Source organism: Pseudoalteromonas sp. SG43-4 (assembly GCF_014164325.1).
GTDB lineage: Bacteria > Pseudomonadota > Gammaproteobacteria > Enterobacterales > Alteromonadaceae > Pseudoalteromonas > Pseudoalteromonas distincta.
On record NZ_JACJFB010000017.1, the window covers coordinates 20,283 to 36,820 of the forward strand.

A 16,538-nucleotide genomic window follows, 5' to 3' on the forward strand; every position below is an offset into this window, starting at 1 on the left:
GAAATATCAGTATAGCTAACAGTAAGTTATTTTGGTTATTTTTATAAAGGTAACTGTTTTTTGCTAAATGACTGCTTTAACACAACTGTTGATTCTATATTTGCGATACAACTTAAGCCACCTAGTTGATGTTTCACAAACGTTTCGTAGCTCTCAAGATCATGTGCAATGATTTTTAATAAATAATCATAGCTGCCTGATATTACACAACACTCTAATACATGTGGTAACTTTTCTACATGTTGCTCAAATTGCTCTGCAGCACTTACCGAGTTTTGGCTTAATCGTACAAACGCATATACCAACACATTAAGGTTAAGTGCTTTAGGATTTATGGCGGCGTGGTAGCCGGTAATAATGTTTTCTTGCTCTAACTTTTTTATACGCCTTAAACAAGGTGTATCCGATAGGTTAATACTGCTGGCCAAATCTGAAACCGACATACGAGCTTGGCTTTGCAGTGCAATGAGTAATTGCTGGTCTTTTTTATCTAACATAGTTGTCGGCTTTTATTGATTATTTTTATATTTGTAGTGATTATTGCTAAGTATTGTAGTTTTTACTAATTTTTTTGGCGTTTTACCCTCATTGAACTCTGTTAGCATTTAACTATAAAAATAATAGAGCACAACAATGGACACACATACCGCTATTTTCGATCACTGGATACGAACAGAGTTTGTCACTTTAAATAGTGAATTAGAGCAGCTTTATTGGCAGCAAACCGATAAAGCAAATGTAGAAGGAATAGGAGAGGCCTTAAAGCAACAATTAGAAAAGGAAGGCAACGTATTAATTAGCAATTTATTAGCCGAGGGAAACACAGATCAAGGCTTTGATAGCGCTTTTGACTTACTCGGTAACGTAGGATTATTTATGGCAGCGTGCAGGCGCCATGAAATTACTGAGCCAAGCAGAGAAACAACTTCTCCACTAATTGAAGCCTCAGCGCTTGCTATGCATATAGGCGCATCTATTGGCGTAACCCCTCGTTTTGCTACCGCCCACTTAACTACTCATAACAAAGCACTTAACGGTATTTATAAACGATTTACTAATTTACCTGATGAAAAGCTGTTTCTTGATTACAACACCCAAGGTATTTTGGCCTACAAACGGGCAAGTGATGCTTTACTAAAAATATTGCCGCTAGGTATTTCACATCCCTTGTGTGGTGAGTTATTAAAAGTAGCTAAACAAGCGCTTATAGATGTAATTGAGTCAAACAATGCACTTTATTCTGAGCTCGATACAGATCGCTTTTTTAACTGCGTTCGCCCTTATTATAAACCGTACCGTGTAGGTAAAGAGGTTTACAGAGGGGCAAATGCTGGTGACTTTGCAGGTATTAACGTGATTGATATGCTGTTAGGGCTGTGTAGTGCAAACGAGCCTAGTTACTCGCAAATGCTGGTGGATAAGTTTTTATATATGATGCCAGAGGATCAACAAATCCTGCGAGAAGCCATGCGTATGCAAAGCTTTATGGATGACTTTTTACAAGCAGAGCCATATAAAAATACAGATTGGTTTAAAAGCCACGCAACGTTATTTATTCAAGTGTGTAAATTACATGGGGACACCGCAGTCGGTCATCATAATCAACTGGTTGAAAAGTTTATTGCTCAGCCTTCAAAAAATATGCAACAGCAGCATATGAGCAAGGTAACAGCAAGTGGTCCGCCGCTTAATGTGTTACTTGATTCGCTCGAAAAATTAAGAGATAGGCGAGCCAGTGCCAAACGCGACGATATAAAAACACGTTTTGACGATCTAAATACACTTAAAGAATGGGTTAAATAGCATGCTTAAAAATGATTTTTGTATGGCTGATGGCTGTTATTTATTAAACCACTCGGTAGGGCGTCCTCTTAAAAATACGCAGCAATATTTAGCACAGCACTACTTTTTACCGTGGGAGAGCTCAAATAAAGAACCTTGGCAACAATGGCTGCCCGCAGTTGAGCAATTTACTACCGCGCTTGGTAAGTTATTTAATGCGCCTAGTTCGCAGTTTTGTCCTCAGGTTAATTTATCAAGTGGCTTAACAAAATTGCTTATGTCGCATCCACGGCTACAGCAAAAAAATTGTAAAGTGCTTATGGCGCAAAGTGATTTTCCGAGTATGGGTTTTGCAATGCAAAAAGCGTTGCCAAAGTGCGCGCAAATCATATTTATACCTGAGCACGAAAACCTAACTGATATTAGTGTTTGGCAGCGTTATATAACCGCCGACATCGATTTAGTTTTTATAAGTCATGTATATTCAAATACAGGTGTACAGGCGCCTGTATACGATATTGTAGCTATAAGTAAATTTACCAATAGTTTATCAATAGTTGATGTTGCTCAGTCAGCGGGTGTTATACCGCTTGATTTAAGCGTGCTCGATGCGGACTTTATGATTGGCTCGAGCGTTAAATGGTTATGTGGTGGCCCAGGTGCAGCTTATTTATGGGTTAACAAAAATCAAATAGAGTATTGTGAGCCTAAAGATGTGGGTTGGTTTTCGCATCAAAATCCATTTGAGTTCGATATTAACCACTTTGAATATAACGCCAGTGCGCTCAAGTTTTGGGGTGGCACCCCTTCTGTAGCGCCTTATATTATTGCCGCAAATAGTATTACCTACTTTGCAGAGCTAACAGCTCACAAGGTAAGGGTGCATAACTTAGCGATGCTTACGCTTATTCATGAGCAACTAAGCGAATATGTTGTATCACCTATGAGTGGTGATAAATGCAGCGGGACTGTTATTTTGTTTTTTAACAAGCAGCAAGACCATGTACTTACAGAGCTTAATAAAGCGAAAGTCAGTGTAGATGCTCGCAAATTTGGAATACGAGTATCGCCACATATTTATAATACTCAAGAAGACGTTGCGCAATTTATTTCTATAGTAAAACGAGCGCTTAAGGGTTTTGGCTAAGCTGCTGCTTTCTTTGCTTTAATGACTCTATTTTTTGCTGCGTTTGACTAATTGATGCGTCGTAGGCTTGTTTTAATGAATTTGTTTTAGTTGCGATAGCATCAGCAATAGACGAAGCGCCTAAACGATTGGCCTTATCTTGGGTCATATAATCTATTTGTTGTTTTTTAGCTGCGTATTCTTTTTGGCTTTGTTCAATAGATAGCTCAAGGCGCTTTATTTCACGCTCTATTTGCTGAACCTCTAAGTAGTCATCAACAGAGGTATCGGTAATACCTTTACCGGGCGTAGAGCTTTTATATGCTTCAATTACATTTATATCTTTTAGAGTAATAACTTGTGCATCTTTAGCGCAAGGCGTTTGGCTAAAAGTAGGAACGCCCTTAATTACACACTTATACACTGTTGTACTTTGTGCCAAGGTAAAAAATGGTGCTGCCGCGCAAAATGATAGCAATATGAACCGGATCATAGCTAAACCTAAAAGTGGCTAAAGTTGTGTTAATAATGCCCTAAGTTATTACTAGGCACAATTTGTTTAGTTTTTATAAATTTTAGGCACAAAAAACCACAATCAAGTGGTTTAAATTACGTATGGTCCAGAGGGAGGGATAGACTTGCTTACATCCATGTAATCAATCGCTGCGCGACGCTTGCAGCGGCCTAAAATATTCCAGACATTTTGTCGAACCATGTCGAGTGTTCTCACCCTCCCAATTTAGTATCGGTGTTAAATTTTAGGCACAAAAAAACCACAATTAAGTGGTTTAAATTAAGTATGGTGGAGAGGGAGGGATTCGAACCCTCGATAGAGCTACAAACTCTATACTCCCTTAGCAGGGGAGCTCCTTCGGCCACTCGGACACCTCTCCAACGCATAACCGGTTGTATTGATGGAATAAAAAAAGCCACCAATTAAAATATGGTGGAGAGATAGGGATTTGAACCCTAGATGGGCTATAAACCCATGCCGGTTTTCAAGACCGGTGCATTCGACCACTCTGCCATCTCTCCGTGACGCAGAATAATACTTAGGTGATACCGCTGTGTAAATAGCAAAATGACTGTTTGCCTAAAAAATATACGTAAATGAGGTTTTTTTTGTAAATAAGGGGAAATTAAGGCAATTTTTAATAAAATAAATAGGTTGCAGCAAACAATGGGAGCTAAATAAGTGACTTCATTTAGTGGTTGAGTGTTCGCTGCACCGAAAAATAATCATGGTTGGGTGATTATTTATATTGAGCTGCACCGCTAAGTGCTAGTCTTTTACCAATCGTGTTAAGTTTAGCTAACATTCTTGCTTTACGGTTAGTTGGTTTAACGGCTACTTGCGCTACTGCTGTTTGATTTAATGTATTAATTGGTTTCATTATTTTGCTCCGGTCGTATCTGTTGAAATCGCGTGCATTTTGCACGTTGTTTGATTAAAAATACAACGATAAAAATTGAGCCTGAGGGATTAGTTAAACTAATCTGAATTGATTTTATTAATATGCGATTCAGTAAGTTGCATTACTGTTTTTGCATAGCTATTTATATGACGGTTGGTTTTAACCCCTTGATGTTGGGGTTTTTGGTTTTTTAATTTATTTTTATGCATTTTATACAATGTTTTTTGATTATTTATTCAGATTAAAAAAATTTAATTAAACGTTTGTTATCTCACTCTAAAATACATTGCTGGAAACAAAAGCTTGTCACTACTTATAATTATTAAACCAAGTATCAAAAAACAGAGCCAAAAATCATTGGCATGGCTTAAAAATATCTGTAAAAAAGGCAGCTTTTCTTATTGTATATTTACTACAACGGGAAGCTTTGACGATGACTGCGCTCAAATAAGGTTGCTACTGAGTAAATTTACCAAAGTAGTTGTACTTGGCGGAGACGGTACATTGAGCTTGGCGGTTAATGCGTTAATAGGGAGTAGCTGTACGTTAGCATTATTGCCTTGCGGTACAGGTAATGATTTCTCGAGAGGGTTTAATTGCAAAGAAGATGATTGGCGAAAGGCATTATTTAATACACCGACAGCAATTGATGTAGGAAAAATTAATAGCCGCTATTTTATTAATATTGCAGGGGTAGGGTTTGATGCTCATGTAGTTAAAGCTATTAATGCTAAAGCTAGTTTTTCATCTTTTGATTACAGTTGGACGAGCATTAAAGAGCTATTTTATTATCAAGCTCAGCAGTTACAAGGTACGTTTAATAACGATGCTCAGCAGTATCAAAATTTAATTACCGTATTTGCTAATCATAAGTACTTTGGTGGTGGTCTAGAAATAGCGCCAAAAGCAGATTTAACTGATGGGTTGCTTGAGTGTTATCAAATGCGAACGGGTGGGCTTTTTTATAATGTAATAAGCTTTATGAAGTTATTTTTTAAGCGCCATCAGCATATAAAAAATCTTAACTACAGTCGCTTAAATACAGCTTCTATAAAAACTGAAGGGTTATTGATTGAAGCAGATGGTGAACTGGTAGGTAAAACTCCAGCCGTTATTAGTGTGCATGGGCAGGCTTTACTTTTTCATATGCCAATAAAAAAGCGCCTACAGTAGGGTAGGCGCTTTTGTGTTAGTTGCGTTAATAACGCGTCTAACTGGGGACGGAGCCACTTTTAGCTACTGCTCTATTAGCTAAAAAGGCGTTAATTCGTTTTGTTGGGGTAAGCACAATGGCGTTACCTAATAGCACTAGGCTAAATCCTGCAAAGGTATTTGCGTGCCATTCAAAGCCTTCAAAAAAGCTACTCAGTGTTACTGCCACTAATGGGAATAAAACAATAACGTAGCTGGCTTTTTCAGGGCCTATATTTCTTAGTAGAGCAAAGTAGCAACCAAAAGCGATTACAGTGCCAAATATTGATAGATAAAGTAGTGATAACCAGTAACTTGGTGGAGCATTCAAACTAAATTGCACATCGTTCATTAATACATATAAAGCCAAGCCTATAGCGCTGTATAGCATGCCCCATGCATTGCCTTGCAATACACCAATTTGTTTACGAGAATTACGAACGCTTACCATGTTTCCTAATGAAGCCACAAAGGTGCCACCAAGGGCAAGTAGTAACCCGACCAACGCACCATTACTCAAGTCGAACTGCTGTAACTGTGGCCAAAACAGACACGTAATACCTAATACAGCGAGAACAGCACCTGTATAAATTCGTTTTGAGATTGGCTTACCAAAAAATAACCGAGTATTGACTATGTTCATAACCAGCAGCATTGAAAAGGCAATAGAGGTCATGGCTGAGGTTAAGTAATTTTGTGCCCAGTAAAGCATTAAATAATTTAATCCAAAATTACAAATAGCTAATAAAACAAAAAAGCCATGATCCAGTAACTTAAATCGCATGTCGGGTTTTTTGTACGCTACATATAACCACATTAAAAGCGCTGCAATAGCAAAGCGATAAAATAACGATAACTCTACCGCAATATCACCTAACTGAAACTCTATGGCTAACCAAGTTGAGCCCCAAATTAAAACGGTTGTAATGTATAGCGCTGCACTTTTCATGGTTAGTCTCCAAAGCCCGATTGAATGGCTATTTTAAGACCTATCTGTATACTTACCATATACAGAAAAGTAAAAATGTAACCTATACAGATTTGGTGTGTGATGATAAGACAAAAAAATAGCCAAGGGCATGAGTTTTTATATCAGCAAGTTATTCAGTTGATTAGAGATATGAGCGCTCAACAAGTTTTACTCCCCGGCGAAAAACTTCCATCACTGCGTAAAATGGCAGATAACTTAAATATAAGTATCCCCACTGTAAAACAGGCTTACCAGTCACTTGAAGATCAAGGGTTGGTAGAGGCGCGTGAAAAATCAGGATATTTTTTAAAAGTCGTTAGCATGGCTCATAATTTACCTAAGCGAGTTAAATTAAGTCGTGAACCTGTTGTGGTAAATAAACAAGCCTTAATAGAGCAGGTGTATAGCGCGATCCATCAAGCTAACGTAGTCCCCTTTGGTATCGCCAACCCAATTGCAGCAGCACCTACCGATAAAGCACTCGCCAGAAACATGCGCCGTGTAATGACAATTGCGGGCAGTAAAGCCATAAATTATGGCCCAACTGATGGGTTTGTACCACTGAAAAAACAATTAGTGCATCGCTATTTAGATTTTGGCATTGGTATTGATATGGACGAGCTTGTGATCACCAATGGTGCGCAAGAGGCTATGGCTATTGCGCTTAAGTGCGTGACAAAGCCAGGCGATGTAGTGGCTATTGAGACTCCTTGTTATCACGGAATTATAGAGTTAATAGAAAGCTTGGGACTTAAAGCGCTCGAAATACCACTGTGTCCAGATAATGGCATTTGGTTAAGCGATTTGGAGCGAGCTTTAAATGAGCATGACATAAAAGCGTGTTTATTCTCGACAGCAATTAGCAACCCTGTAGGCAGCTTTATGCCAGATACAAACAGGCAGCAGCTGGTGGAGTTACTCGAAAGCCACGACGTAGTGCTTATTGAAGATGACGTATACGGCGATTTATATTTTACGGCGAAACGAGGCACACCTGCTTTAGCGTATTCTAAAAAAGGATTAGTGATCAGTTGCTCATCTTTTTCTAAAACGGCTGCGCCGAGCTATCGTGTAGGTTGGTTAGTTGCCGGTAAATTTGCAACGCAAGCGAGGCGATATAAAAGAGCACTAAGTTGCTCCGCTTCGTTAATAAATCAATGGGCGTTATCAGAATTTATTGCCAGCGGCGAGTACGACCGTAACTTAAAGGTACTCAGGCAGCGCCTGCGCGATAACAAAGAGCGTATGCGATGGTGTTTACAACACGCTATGCCAAAAAATACACGTATAAGCGATCCAAAAGGAGGCTGCGTTATGTGGCTAGATTTAGGAGGCGAGTACGATAGCCAAACATTGTTTTTACTTGCGCTTGAGGTTGGTATTAGTATTACCCCTGGGCTTGTTTTTTCGGCCTCTAATAAATATAAAAGCTGCGTAAGATTAAGTTATGGTGTGCAATGGAACGCGCAAATTGAGCAAGCAATAGTTACATTGGGTAAGCTTACTTTATTAGCTAAAAAGTAATACCAATCTGCTTATATATGGGGTCTATTTAACGTTAAGAAAATTACGCTAGAACTAGGCAAAAGTTTTTGTATCGAGTTGTTCTAAATAAAAAATTTTTAACGACGTTATAGTGCAATTTAATTCGTTAAATTGCTCAAAGATTTATGCAGGTTGGTATAAGTTTGCGAAACACAAAAAAGCAGCATTTAAGTAAACTTAAGTGCTGCCAAAGGGATGTTAAATAACATTTGCTGTACTAATTTTGTTTAAAGCTAAATAACTGGTAACCTTCAAGCTCAGGCACTTGCATTACTAATTGCTCTTCTTGTTTTGCAATATCAGCAAAGTTTCCACATAAAGAGTTGGCACGTTCTTCTAGTGCGCTTGCATGTAGCTCTACTTTTTCTTCTATTTGTGCACCCATATTTTCCATACGTTGTTCAAAGGCATCCATATCACCGCCTGAACCAAGTAACTCAGAACCTAAAGCTACTAAAATACTGCCCATTGATTGCATTACTGCTGATTCAACCGCTGTTTCTATCTGCTGCTCAAATTGTTGTTCAAAGTTTTCGCCAAATTGATTAAAACTTTGTTGGCCCATCACAAATGTACCTTGCTGGTAAAATGTGTTTTCTACTTCGATTTTAATATCATCCATAAGCTCAGACATATTATCAAGACCGTCAATATTAAATGCATTGCCTACTTCTTCTAATGCTACTCCGGCAATTTTAACGCCTTCTAGCGCTATATTGGCTACTTCAGGTAATTGTGTGCGTAAACTATCAGAGTACTTGTTTAGCGCTTCGCGTTGTGAGCTATTTAGTGCTACAAATTCGCCATTTACGGTTAAGTCACCATGGGTATTAAACTGCATGGTTTTATTGTTGACGGTAAAAATTTCCAATTCGTTTGGCTTAATGCGCACATCATTTTTAAATTCGACGTTACATTCATCATTACTAAATGAAATTGCAGAATCGTTATCGTTATGAGCCATAGCGGCTGGCGTACAAATTAATGCGCTAACTAATAGTAATTTTTTCATGTTTGTTCTCTACTTTTTGTTGATGACGATTAATTAATAACAAGTTTGATGCCAGTTTTATTTTTTAATATAAAACATATGGTTAACTGTTTTTGTTTGTTTTTTAGTAAATGAAATAAATTAATAAATAACTATTTTTTAGTCAAATTGGCTAACTAATAAAAATTAATAAATTTTATTTATCGATACGATAAAAAACTCTCACTTTCCTCAATTCAAATTTAGCGCTATTTATTCACATTACTGACATGAAGACTATTTACAGTAGTCACGTGGCTTTATTTTGATGTTAATTTGCACAGCATTTTGACGTTAAACATTTTAATTTTACCGACTATTGCGATAATAAAATCCTTGGTTGGTCTCAAACACTTTATGGAGTGGGTTGTGGGTAAGACATTTAGTTACGATGCGCTAGATGACGATTTTGTTGAAGACGAGTACGAAATGCTCGGCCGTAATCAACACGATAAGAACAAGCAAAAGGTTAAAAAGAAGTTGGAAGACTACCTTGAGCAAAAACGCTTGCGTAAAAATCTAGGCGAAGATGATTTAAGCGATTACACCGATTAAATTTCACTAGTATAAATAAAATACCAATTAATATTGAGAGTTTAAATGTGCAGTTATGCGTATGTTTAAGTTTCAGTAGTATTGGCAATAAAGAGGCCTTGCGCCTCTTTATTACTTTTTAAAGCGCATTTTTAGTTTGTGCCAAAGCTTTTTGAATTGTAAGTTCTAGCTTTTCTGGTTTAGTAAAAGGTGCATAACGTTTAATTGGCGTGCCATCTGCAGCAATTAAAAATTTAGTAAAATTCCACTTTATTTTACGTGTTAAAAAACCAGGTAAAGCCGATTTTAAAAAACGAAAGACTGGGTGAGCATGCTTACCGTTTACATCTACTTTGGCCGCCATTAAAAAACTCACACCAAAATTAATTAAACACCCTTGCTCTATTTGTGTAGCGTCGCCGGGTTCTTGCTGACCAAATTGATTACACGGAAACCCTAAAATAACTAAACCTTGGCTAGCATATTTATTATGCAAAGCTTGAAGCGACTCGTATTGGTAGGTAAATCCACATTTACTTGCGGTATTAACAATAAGCACAACCCTACCTTCAAAATCACTAAAGTTAATAGGTTGACCCTGCAAGCTTGTTGCGCTTAATTGATGGAATTTGTGCATATTGGCGTCTTTTTTATTATTGTTATTGGTATTTTAACCTGAGTACAGTATTTCATAAAGTACAAAGAGTGCTCTAATTTAATATTAAAAATAGCCCCATACCGGCAAGTGTTGTGTAATAAATATTATGTGTTTTATAGGCAACAATGATGGCGACTATTGCTGCGCTTAAATAAGGGTTTTGCCAGTTTAAGTTAATGCCATCTTCATTCAAAAACACGATAGGCACCCAAATTGCTGTAAGCACCGCAGGTGCGCTAAAGCTTAAAAATTGCTGCATTTTAGGACCTACTTTAAACGGTAAAGCGCGGTGTAAAAATAAATAACGCGTAAAAAATGTAATACACGCCATGAGTAAAATAGTTGTCATCATGGCGTTGCTTCCTTTTTAGTGGTTAGTCTTGCTGTGCTGTAACCTGCGGCCATTGCCAGCAGCGCTGAGCAAACAAGCCACAACTCAAATCCTGTACTTTTTAAAAGCGTTGCGCTAACACCAGCTACAATTACCGTAACGAGTGAGGCCAAATTTTTGATTCCCGGAATAACCAACGCGATAAACGTGGCAGCAATTGCAAAGTCGAGCCCTAAATTAGTTAGGTCGGGCAGCATTGTTCCCGCTACAATACCAATTAACGTCCAAATATTCCATGCAATATAAAAGCTAAAACCAGCGCTTAATGCGTATATTAAGCGTGTTTTTGTTCTATATGCTCTTCGATGATGAGAAAACGCAAACAGCTCGTCGGTTAAAACAAAACTTACTGGTAAGCGCCAACGCATAGGTTGATCAATCACCTTATGACGCACGGCTAACCCGTATAAAAAATGCCGAGAGCTAATAATAAATGTTGTGAATAAAATTGTGAGCAATGGTGTGTTGCCCGCCATAAGTTCAATCGCAACAAGCTGTGCAGAGCCTGCAAATACTAATAACGACATTGCTTGGGTTTCAAAGGCGCTAAAACCATTTTGAATCGCTAAAGAGCCGCATAAAATACCCCAAGGAACAACGGCTAAACACAGTGGTAGCATATCTAAAAAGCCTTTTAAAATAGCTTTTTTAACTGGTTGCATGATATTTACTCTCACGGCTTGTAGAATGGCTCATAAGGATACCTTAATATTATGATGTTAAAGTAGTTAACAAATTAAATAATACTGTTTTTTTAAGGATAGGCACAATGACGACGTTAAAAGTGTGGGATGGGTTTATTAGATGCTTTCATTGGTTTTTGGTTGTAAGTATTGCAGTGCTTTATTTTAGTATTGAAGAGGGCATGATTGAGCTTCATTTTGTTGCTGGCTTTTTTACTTTAGCACTTATAGTAACACGTTTAATTTGGGGTGTTATTGGTAGTAAAACCGCGAGATTAAGTGGGTTACTGCACTCTCCTCGTGCTATCTTAAAGGCGCTAAAAACACCAAGCGAATCGTTAGGCCATTCAGCACCCGGCAGCTGTATGGTGATAGTTTTTTTTATATTGATCATAACGCAACTTGTAAGTGGCTTAATGAGCAGTGATGGTATTTTAACTGACGGGCCGCTTGCTCAATATGTGTCTAGCGATACGATTGATTTTGCCAGTTGGCTACATGAGCTGAATTTTGACATTTTACTTTATGCTATTGGCTTGCATGTATTGGCTATTATCATTTATAGAATAAAAGGCAAACCGCTAGTTAAGGCGATGATCACAGGCTCAAAAGAGTTAAAAGCGGATGACTCTGAGGCTAAAGTAACTAAAGCGTCTTGGCCTGCGTGGTTAATATTTATATCTTTATTGGTGTTGCTGGTATTTACGTGGGCGAAAGAGCCTTTAACTTATTTGTTTAGTTAAAAACACATTAAACCAACCTTAAAGGGTTGGTTTTTGTTTTTGGTTACATTCTTTTGTTTGATTGTTATGCGGGGTCGAATTATAATCGCCGCATTGCTGGCAAACTAGCCGAAAGGTTAGGACGCAAAGTTTCCGGTCTAAGGCTTTTTAAAAGCTATGGTAGCGGGACTACTGCATAACGTGTTGTTATGTATCACTTGCCCTCAGTGTATTTTTTGTGTATCCATAGTCTATGGATAAGATTTTGTAACTCTTAAGGTGTTGCCGTGTTTATGCATACGTCGTTGGCCTGTGGAAAGTGGTCAACAATAGGTTGCTTAAATCATCATACCCAATTATTTATTGGTGATGTGGTGAGTGTAACCTTTTACGACATGCAAGGAGAGCTGGTTAGTTTATCATTTGATTACAAGATCACCTCGCTTGAGCAAGGTGAGCCTCACGCATGGCCACGTTTAGTTGCCGAGCATATTAATGTGCATGTTCCTCTGGTTAGCGCAGGTAAAATGACCGAACAGGGTTTAATTGTAGCCTATAGAAATAATGAAATTTTTGCTTTGCAAAGCAGTGGTATATGTAAAGCACACGTCGACTTTCATTGTATTGCAAAATGCGATGAGCGTGTTGTTAAGAACCTTGATACTTATGATTACGTGTACCCTGAAAATTGTGAAAACTATAATGCGGGTACAAAGGTATTGCAGCCAAAAACTGGGCATGTATATCAATGCAGGCCTTGGCCATTTAATGAGTTTTGCCGCACGAATGACGATAATAAGTCTATGTTCGAGCCCGGTGTAGGGCAAAGCTGGGCTATGGCTTGGCAGCAAATATAAAGCTTAAATTATCTTCCCAAAGGTATAGCGGTTTTAGTAATGAAGCGTTTACCGTTTTAGCCCATCCAACTATTGGATGGGCTTTTTTATTTTTATGATAAACTGCAAATCACATTATTTTTTTAATTGGTTTTGTTGTGTCTCGTCCTGTCTACTCTTTAAGTTTATTACCTAATTTCCCGATTGCTAAACAGCAAGCCCATACATTAAGTACTCATAATAAGATACGTACCGATAATTACTATTGGATGCGTGATGACGATCGCCAGGATGAGCAAGTACTTGCGCATTTACATGCTGAAAATGCGTACTGCGATGAACAGTTAGCTGCTATGAAGCCACTACAAAATACACTTTTTGAAGAGTTAAAAGCACGCATTGTAAAAGATGATAATTCGGTACCCGTTAAAGACGGGAAATACTGGTATCACTCAGAAGTTCGTGGTGATGATGAATACTCGCGTCATTATAGAAGTACGAGCATAAAGGCCGATAATAAAGAGCTTTTACTCGATGTGAATGTCTTAGCTGAAGGATTTGAGTTTTTTGAGCTGGGCGAAGTCGCACTAAGTCCATGCGAGCAGCTTATGGCTTACTCTGAAGATACTGAAGGTCGTCGTATTTATAATGTTCGCTTTAAAAGCTTAGCGACCGGTGAAATGCTACCTGATGTACTTGAAAATACAGAAGGACAAGTTGTTTGGGCTAACGACAATAAAACTGTTTTTTATGTAAAAAAAGATTTAAAAACGCTATTAGGATACCAAGTATTTAGGCATGAGCTTGGCAGCGAGCAAAGCCAAGACGTAATGGTCTACGAAGAGCAAGACAGCAGCTTTTTTATGGGACTTGGTAAAAGCCGCGATGAAAGCTTAATTATTATTGATTTAGCATCGACAGAGACCAATGATACATGGGTGCTTGATGCTAATAAGCCCACTGGCGAATTTAAAGCATTAATGCCGCGTGAAGATGGCCACGAGTTTGACGTAGATAAGCTAGGTGACACATTTTATATTGTGACTAACTGGCAAGCTAAAAACTTTAGATTAATGACGGCAACAAACGAAACAATTGCTGATAAAACACAATGGGTTGAATATACAGCTCACAGAGAAAATGTACTGCTTGAAGGTGTAGAGTTATTTAATAACTTTTTAGTATTGAGTGAACGCGAGCAAGGGCAAGCTCGATTTGTAGTTGTTAATAGGCAAGGGGATCGTATGGCACTTGAGTTTGCCGATCCTTGTTATTATGCTGCAATAGCAATGAACCCAGAGCCAGACACACGCACTGCGCGTATTTATTACTCAAGTTTAACAACACCAGGCTCTTTATATGATGTTGATTTAGCAACTGGCGAAAAAACACTACTTAAACAGCAAAAAGTACTCGGTAGTTTTAATGCGGATGACTATCAGTCTGAGCGATTAATGGTAACTGCTCGCGACGGAGTTAAAGTACCCGTATCAGTTGTTTATCGAAAAGACAGCTTTAAAAAAGATGGCTCAAATCCGTTATTTCAATACGGTTATGGTGCGTATGGCTATACGATTGATCCAAGTTTTTCAAGTTCATCGCTGAGCTTGCTCGATCGTGGTTTTGTTTATGTAATAGCACATGTTCGAGGCTCTGAAATGCTAGGCCGCGAGTGGTACGAGCAAGGTAAAAAAGAGCATAAACAAAATAGCTTTAGTGACTTTATTGATGTGACAAAAGCGCTTGTTGCACAAGGCTATTGTGATAGCAGCAAGGTGTTTGCCTCAGGCGGCAGTGCTGGTGGTTTATTAATGGGGGCGGTTGTAAACCAAGCACCAGAGTTATATTGCGGTGTTGGCTGTCATGTACCTTTTTTAGACGTATTAACCACGATGCTTGATGAAAGTATTCCGCTCACAACAAATGAATATGATGAATGGGGTAATCCAAATGAGCCTCAGTTTTATGATGTAATTGAAGCTTACTCGCCGTATGACAATATTCGCGCCCAAAACTATCCGAACATACTCGTTACTACCGGTCTTCATGACTCACAAGTGCAGTATTGGGAGCCTATGAAGTGGGTTGCAAAAATGCGTGAACTTAAGACTGACAGTAATATTTTAGTATTTAAAACCGATATGGATGCAGGGCACGGCGGTGCATCAGGTCGCTTTAAAAGTTTAGAGGAAAAAGCACTCGAAATGGCCTTTTTTATTGCTTTATTAAATTAACTGCAAAATCGGAAAATTGTATTATCCTATATATAGAAGTTGATATATGTAAGGCGATATATGTTTGGTGCACATGGTGAATTTCAAATTTGTTCACAGCCCCCTCAGATGTATTTAGAATTGAAAGGGAGCTTTAATAATGAAGGCATTACGCTGTTAACTAATGGAGTTGTTCAGGAGTTGAGCACTCACCCTGAAAATACGATTAAGTTTGTGGTTGTTAATTTAAAAGAGTTTGAGCTGTTAACTTTGGATGGCCTCGATTCATTAGAGGCCTATTTTGCCGGTGTAAAAGAACGTGGCTATCAACGAGTTGATTATATAAACATTAATATCATAGCTAAAAATATGTTTGAAAAAGTATGGAAAAATAGCGATGTAGAAGTTAATTTTTATAAAGATACCGAAAGCTATTTATTAGTGCACCCAAATGACAGTTATATAAAACAGAACTGGTAATTAATATGAGTATTATAAACCGCTATTGAAGAGGGCTTATAATACTCTCTAAACACCCTTTATAGCGCCGTGAAAGGTTTAAACACATATCGTTTTTCAGTCTTACTCTATAATCGCCACTGTCAGTAGGCATCAGTTCGCAAATAGCTTGTTTTCTTACCAGCGTAGAGCGATGAATGCGAACAAATCCTTCAGGTTCTAGTTGTTGTTCAATATTTTTCATGGTTTCGCGATGTAGTACCGGCGTATTACCTTGGGTAAAATGCAGCTCTACATAGTTGCCCGCGCCATTAATCCAAATAATATCATTGATATCAATTAGCCTTACCTTACCTACATCTTTAACCACAATGTGTGATGATGGCTTTTCAGCTTGTGTGCTTTGCTGGTATTGGCGTTCGGCCGCACTTGCAATCGGGCAAAGGTGAATCAGCTTATCAAAGCATTTATCAATACGTGATGCAGTTGAATCTAATATTAAAAAATCTACAGCGCCAACTTCAAAGGCAAAACTCGCAAAATGTCCCGATTGAGCAATAATGACTAACTTCAGCTTTTTAGCAAGCTCAGTTAAATGCACTATTTGCATAGGGTCAGCTAGGTTGGTTAGTTCGTAAAACAGTACGTTGTATTGATCTGTGTCTATTTGATCTAACCTATTTGTTTGAAGAAAAGATTGAGATTCAAAGTGTCGGTGATCTTGCACACGCTTTGTTAAAAATGTTGCAAACTTAGTGTTACTAACAAAAGTTAATGCATGAAAAGAAGCGATCATTATTTTATATCTCTTGCTGTATATAATAATAAAGACCGTGCTTAGCGGAAAAACTGTTATGAAAAGTACAATATATTTATAAAATAATTGTGACGTACTGATTCATCCCATAAAAGCTGCTATTCGTACCAAAGACTACGCCTCATAAATAATGCCCGTAGAGTGTTTAAATAAATCCCCTTACTGT

General features: G+C 38.1%; 18 protein-coding genes, 2 tRNA genes and 1 riboswitch. Of the genes, 9 read left to right on the forward strand and 11 right to left on the reverse strand.

Annotation, left to right across the window (positions count from 1 at the left end; translation table 11 throughout):
- Nucleotides 1-41: 41 nt before the first annotated feature.
- Complete coding sequence (locus tag H5160_RS15565; protein ID WP_039488718.1) at nucleotides 42-497, reverse strand: Lrp/AsnC family transcriptional regulator; 456 nt, start codon at nucleotides 495-497, stop codon at nucleotides 42-44.
- A 136-nt stretch (nucleotides 498-633) separates the two neighbouring features.
- Here H5160_RS15565 and H5160_RS15570 point away from each other — a divergent pair, with 136 nt between their 5' ends.
- Together H5160_RS15570 and H5160_RS15575 are read left to right on the forward strand one after the other, a co-directional pair.
- Entirely contained in the window at nucleotides 634-1,803 is a 1,170-nt protein-coding gene (locus tag H5160_RS15570) for a monodechloroaminopyrrolnitrin synthase PrnB family protein (RefSeq protein ID WP_182737922.1), read from the forward strand.
- A gap of 1 nt (nucleotide 1,804) precedes the next feature.
- On the forward strand, nucleotides 1,805-2,929 hold the full coding sequence (locus tag H5160_RS15575) for an aminotransferase class V-fold PLP-dependent enzyme (RefSeq protein ID WP_182716503.1): 1,125 nt from the start codon (nucleotides 1,805-1,807) through the stop codon (nucleotides 2,927-2,929).
- On the opposite strand, the gene H5160_RS15580 is transcribed toward H5160_RS15575, so the two are convergent.
- From H5160_RS15580 to H5160_RS15595, 4 genes are all read right to left on the reverse strand, one after another.
- The gene (locus H5160_RS15580; protein WP_024597153.1) at nucleotides 2,913-3,401 is read right to left on the reverse strand and encodes an RNA-binding protein; all 489 of its coding nucleotides are present in this window, start codon (nucleotides 3,399-3,401) and stop codon (nucleotides 2,913-2,915) included. The two genes, H5160_RS15575 and H5160_RS15580, sit on opposite strands and share 17 nt — an antisense overlap.
- Before the next feature lie 307 nt (nucleotides 3,402-3,708).
- A tRNA-Ser gene (locus tag H5160_RS15585) sits at nucleotides 3,709-3,801 on the reverse strand.
- Nucleotides 3,802-3,852: 51 nt separating this feature from the next.
- Nucleotides 3,853-3,943 (reverse strand) — tRNA-Ser (locus H5160_RS15590).
- 218 nt (nucleotides 3,944-4,161) lie between these two features.
- The gene (locus tag H5160_RS15595; protein WP_164487637.1) at nucleotides 4,162-4,302 is read right to left on the reverse strand and encodes a hypothetical protein; all 141 of its coding nucleotides are present in this window, start codon (nucleotides 4,300-4,302) and stop codon (nucleotides 4,162-4,164) included.
- A 324-nt stretch (nucleotides 4,303-4,626) separates the two neighbouring features.
- Here H5160_RS15595 and H5160_RS15600 point away from each other — a divergent pair, with 324 nt between their 5' ends.
- Nucleotides 4,627-5,496 (forward strand): diacylglycerol kinase family protein, encoded by an 870-nt coding sequence (locus tag H5160_RS15600; protein WP_182737924.1) that lies wholly within the window; start codon nucleotides 4,627-4,629, stop codon nucleotides 5,494-5,496.
- Between the two features lie 37 nt (nucleotides 5,497-5,533).
- Here H5160_RS15600 and H5160_RS15605 read toward each other — a convergent pair whose 3' ends face one another.
- Nucleotides 5,534-6,463: a DMT family transporter gene (locus tag H5160_RS15605; RefSeq protein WP_182737926.1), complete on the reverse strand. Its 930-nt coding sequence runs from the start codon at nucleotides 6,461-6,463 to the stop codon at nucleotides 5,534-5,536.
- A gap of 102 nt (nucleotides 6,464-6,565) precedes the next feature.
- Between H5160_RS15605 and H5160_RS15610 the strand changes: the two genes are divergently transcribed.
- Nucleotides 6,566-8,008 (forward strand): PLP-dependent aminotransferase family protein, encoded by a 1,443-nt coding sequence (locus tag H5160_RS15610; RefSeq protein WP_182737927.1) that lies wholly within the window; start codon nucleotides 6,566-6,568, stop codon nucleotides 8,006-8,008.
- A 238-nt stretch (nucleotides 8,009-8,246) separates the two neighbouring features.
- On the opposite strand, the gene H5160_RS15615 is transcribed toward H5160_RS15610, so the two are convergent.
- A complete protein-coding gene (locus H5160_RS15615; RefSeq protein ID WP_182737928.1) occupies nucleotides 8,247-9,041 on the reverse strand; it encodes a YggN family protein in 795 nt (264 codons plus the stop codon).
- Nucleotides 9,042-9,428: 387 nt separating this feature from the next.
- Here H5160_RS15615 and H5160_RS15620 point away from each other — a divergent pair, with 387 nt between their 5' ends.
- Nucleotides 9,429-9,614, forward strand: coding sequence for a PA3496 family putative envelope integrity protein (locus tag H5160_RS15620; RefSeq protein WP_007579801.1), 186 nt, complete (start codon nucleotides 9,429-9,431; stop codon nucleotides 9,612-9,614).
- A gap of 118 nt (nucleotides 9,615-9,732) precedes the next feature.
- Here the strand turns inward: H5160_RS15620 and H5160_RS15625 are convergent, their stop codons facing one another.
- From H5160_RS15625 to H5160_RS15635, 3 genes are all read right to left on the reverse strand, one after another.
- Entirely contained in the window at nucleotides 9,733-10,230 is a 498-nt protein-coding gene (locus H5160_RS15625) for a glutathione peroxidase (protein ID WP_024597148.1), read from the reverse strand.
- A gap of 73 nt (nucleotides 10,231-10,303) precedes the next feature.
- Nucleotides 10,304-10,603, reverse strand: a complete 300-nt coding sequence (locus tag H5160_RS15630) for an AzlD domain-containing protein (protein WP_004335020.1) — start codon at nucleotides 10,601-10,603, stop codon at nucleotides 10,304-10,306.
- Nucleotides 10,600-11,304 (reverse strand): AzlC family ABC transporter permease, encoded by a 705-nt coding sequence (locus tag H5160_RS15635; RefSeq protein WP_182737929.1) that lies wholly within the window; start codon nucleotides 11,302-11,304, stop codon nucleotides 10,600-10,602. The genes H5160_RS15630 and H5160_RS15635 overlap by 4 nt, the downstream gene beginning before the upstream one ends.
- 107 nt (nucleotides 11,305-11,411) lie before the next feature.
- Here H5160_RS15635 and H5160_RS15640 point away from each other — a divergent pair, with 107 nt between their 5' ends.
- From H5160_RS15640 to H5160_RS15655, 4 genes are all read left to right on the forward strand, one after another.
- Nucleotides 11,412-12,068, forward strand: coding sequence for a cytochrome b/b6 domain-containing protein (locus H5160_RS15640; protein WP_182737930.1), 657 nt, complete (start codon nucleotides 11,412-11,414; stop codon nucleotides 12,066-12,068).
- A gap of 88 nt (nucleotides 12,069-12,156) precedes the next feature.
- Nucleotides 12,157-12,244: riboswitch (cyclic di-GMP riboswitch) on the forward strand.
- Nucleotides 12,245-12,340: 96 nt separating this feature from the next.
- Nucleotides 12,341-12,904 carry a hypothetical protein gene (locus H5160_RS15645; RefSeq protein WP_024597144.1) on the forward strand — a complete coding sequence of 188 codons (564 nt, stop codon included), beginning with the start codon at nucleotides 12,341-12,343 and terminating at the stop codon, nucleotides 12,902-12,904.
- A gap of 137 nt (nucleotides 12,905-13,041) precedes the next feature.
- Nucleotides 13,042-15,117, forward strand: coding sequence for a S9 family peptidase (locus tag H5160_RS15650; protein WP_182737931.1), 2,076 nt, complete (start codon nucleotides 13,042-13,044; stop codon nucleotides 15,115-15,117).
- Between the two features lie 60 nt (nucleotides 15,118-15,177).
- Nucleotides 15,178-15,576, forward strand: coding sequence for a hypothetical protein (locus H5160_RS15655; RefSeq protein WP_024597142.1), 399 nt, complete (start codon nucleotides 15,178-15,180; stop codon nucleotides 15,574-15,576).
- A 22-nt stretch (nucleotides 15,577-15,598) separates the two neighbouring features.
- On the opposite strand, the gene H5160_RS15660 is transcribed toward H5160_RS15655, so the two are convergent.
- The gene (locus H5160_RS15660) at nucleotides 15,599-16,351 is read right to left on the reverse strand and encodes a LytTR family DNA-binding domain-containing protein (RefSeq protein ID WP_024597141.1); all 753 of its coding nucleotides are present in this window, start codon (nucleotides 16,349-16,351) and stop codon (nucleotides 15,599-15,601) included.
- Nucleotides 16,352-16,538: the final 187 nt, after the last annotated feature.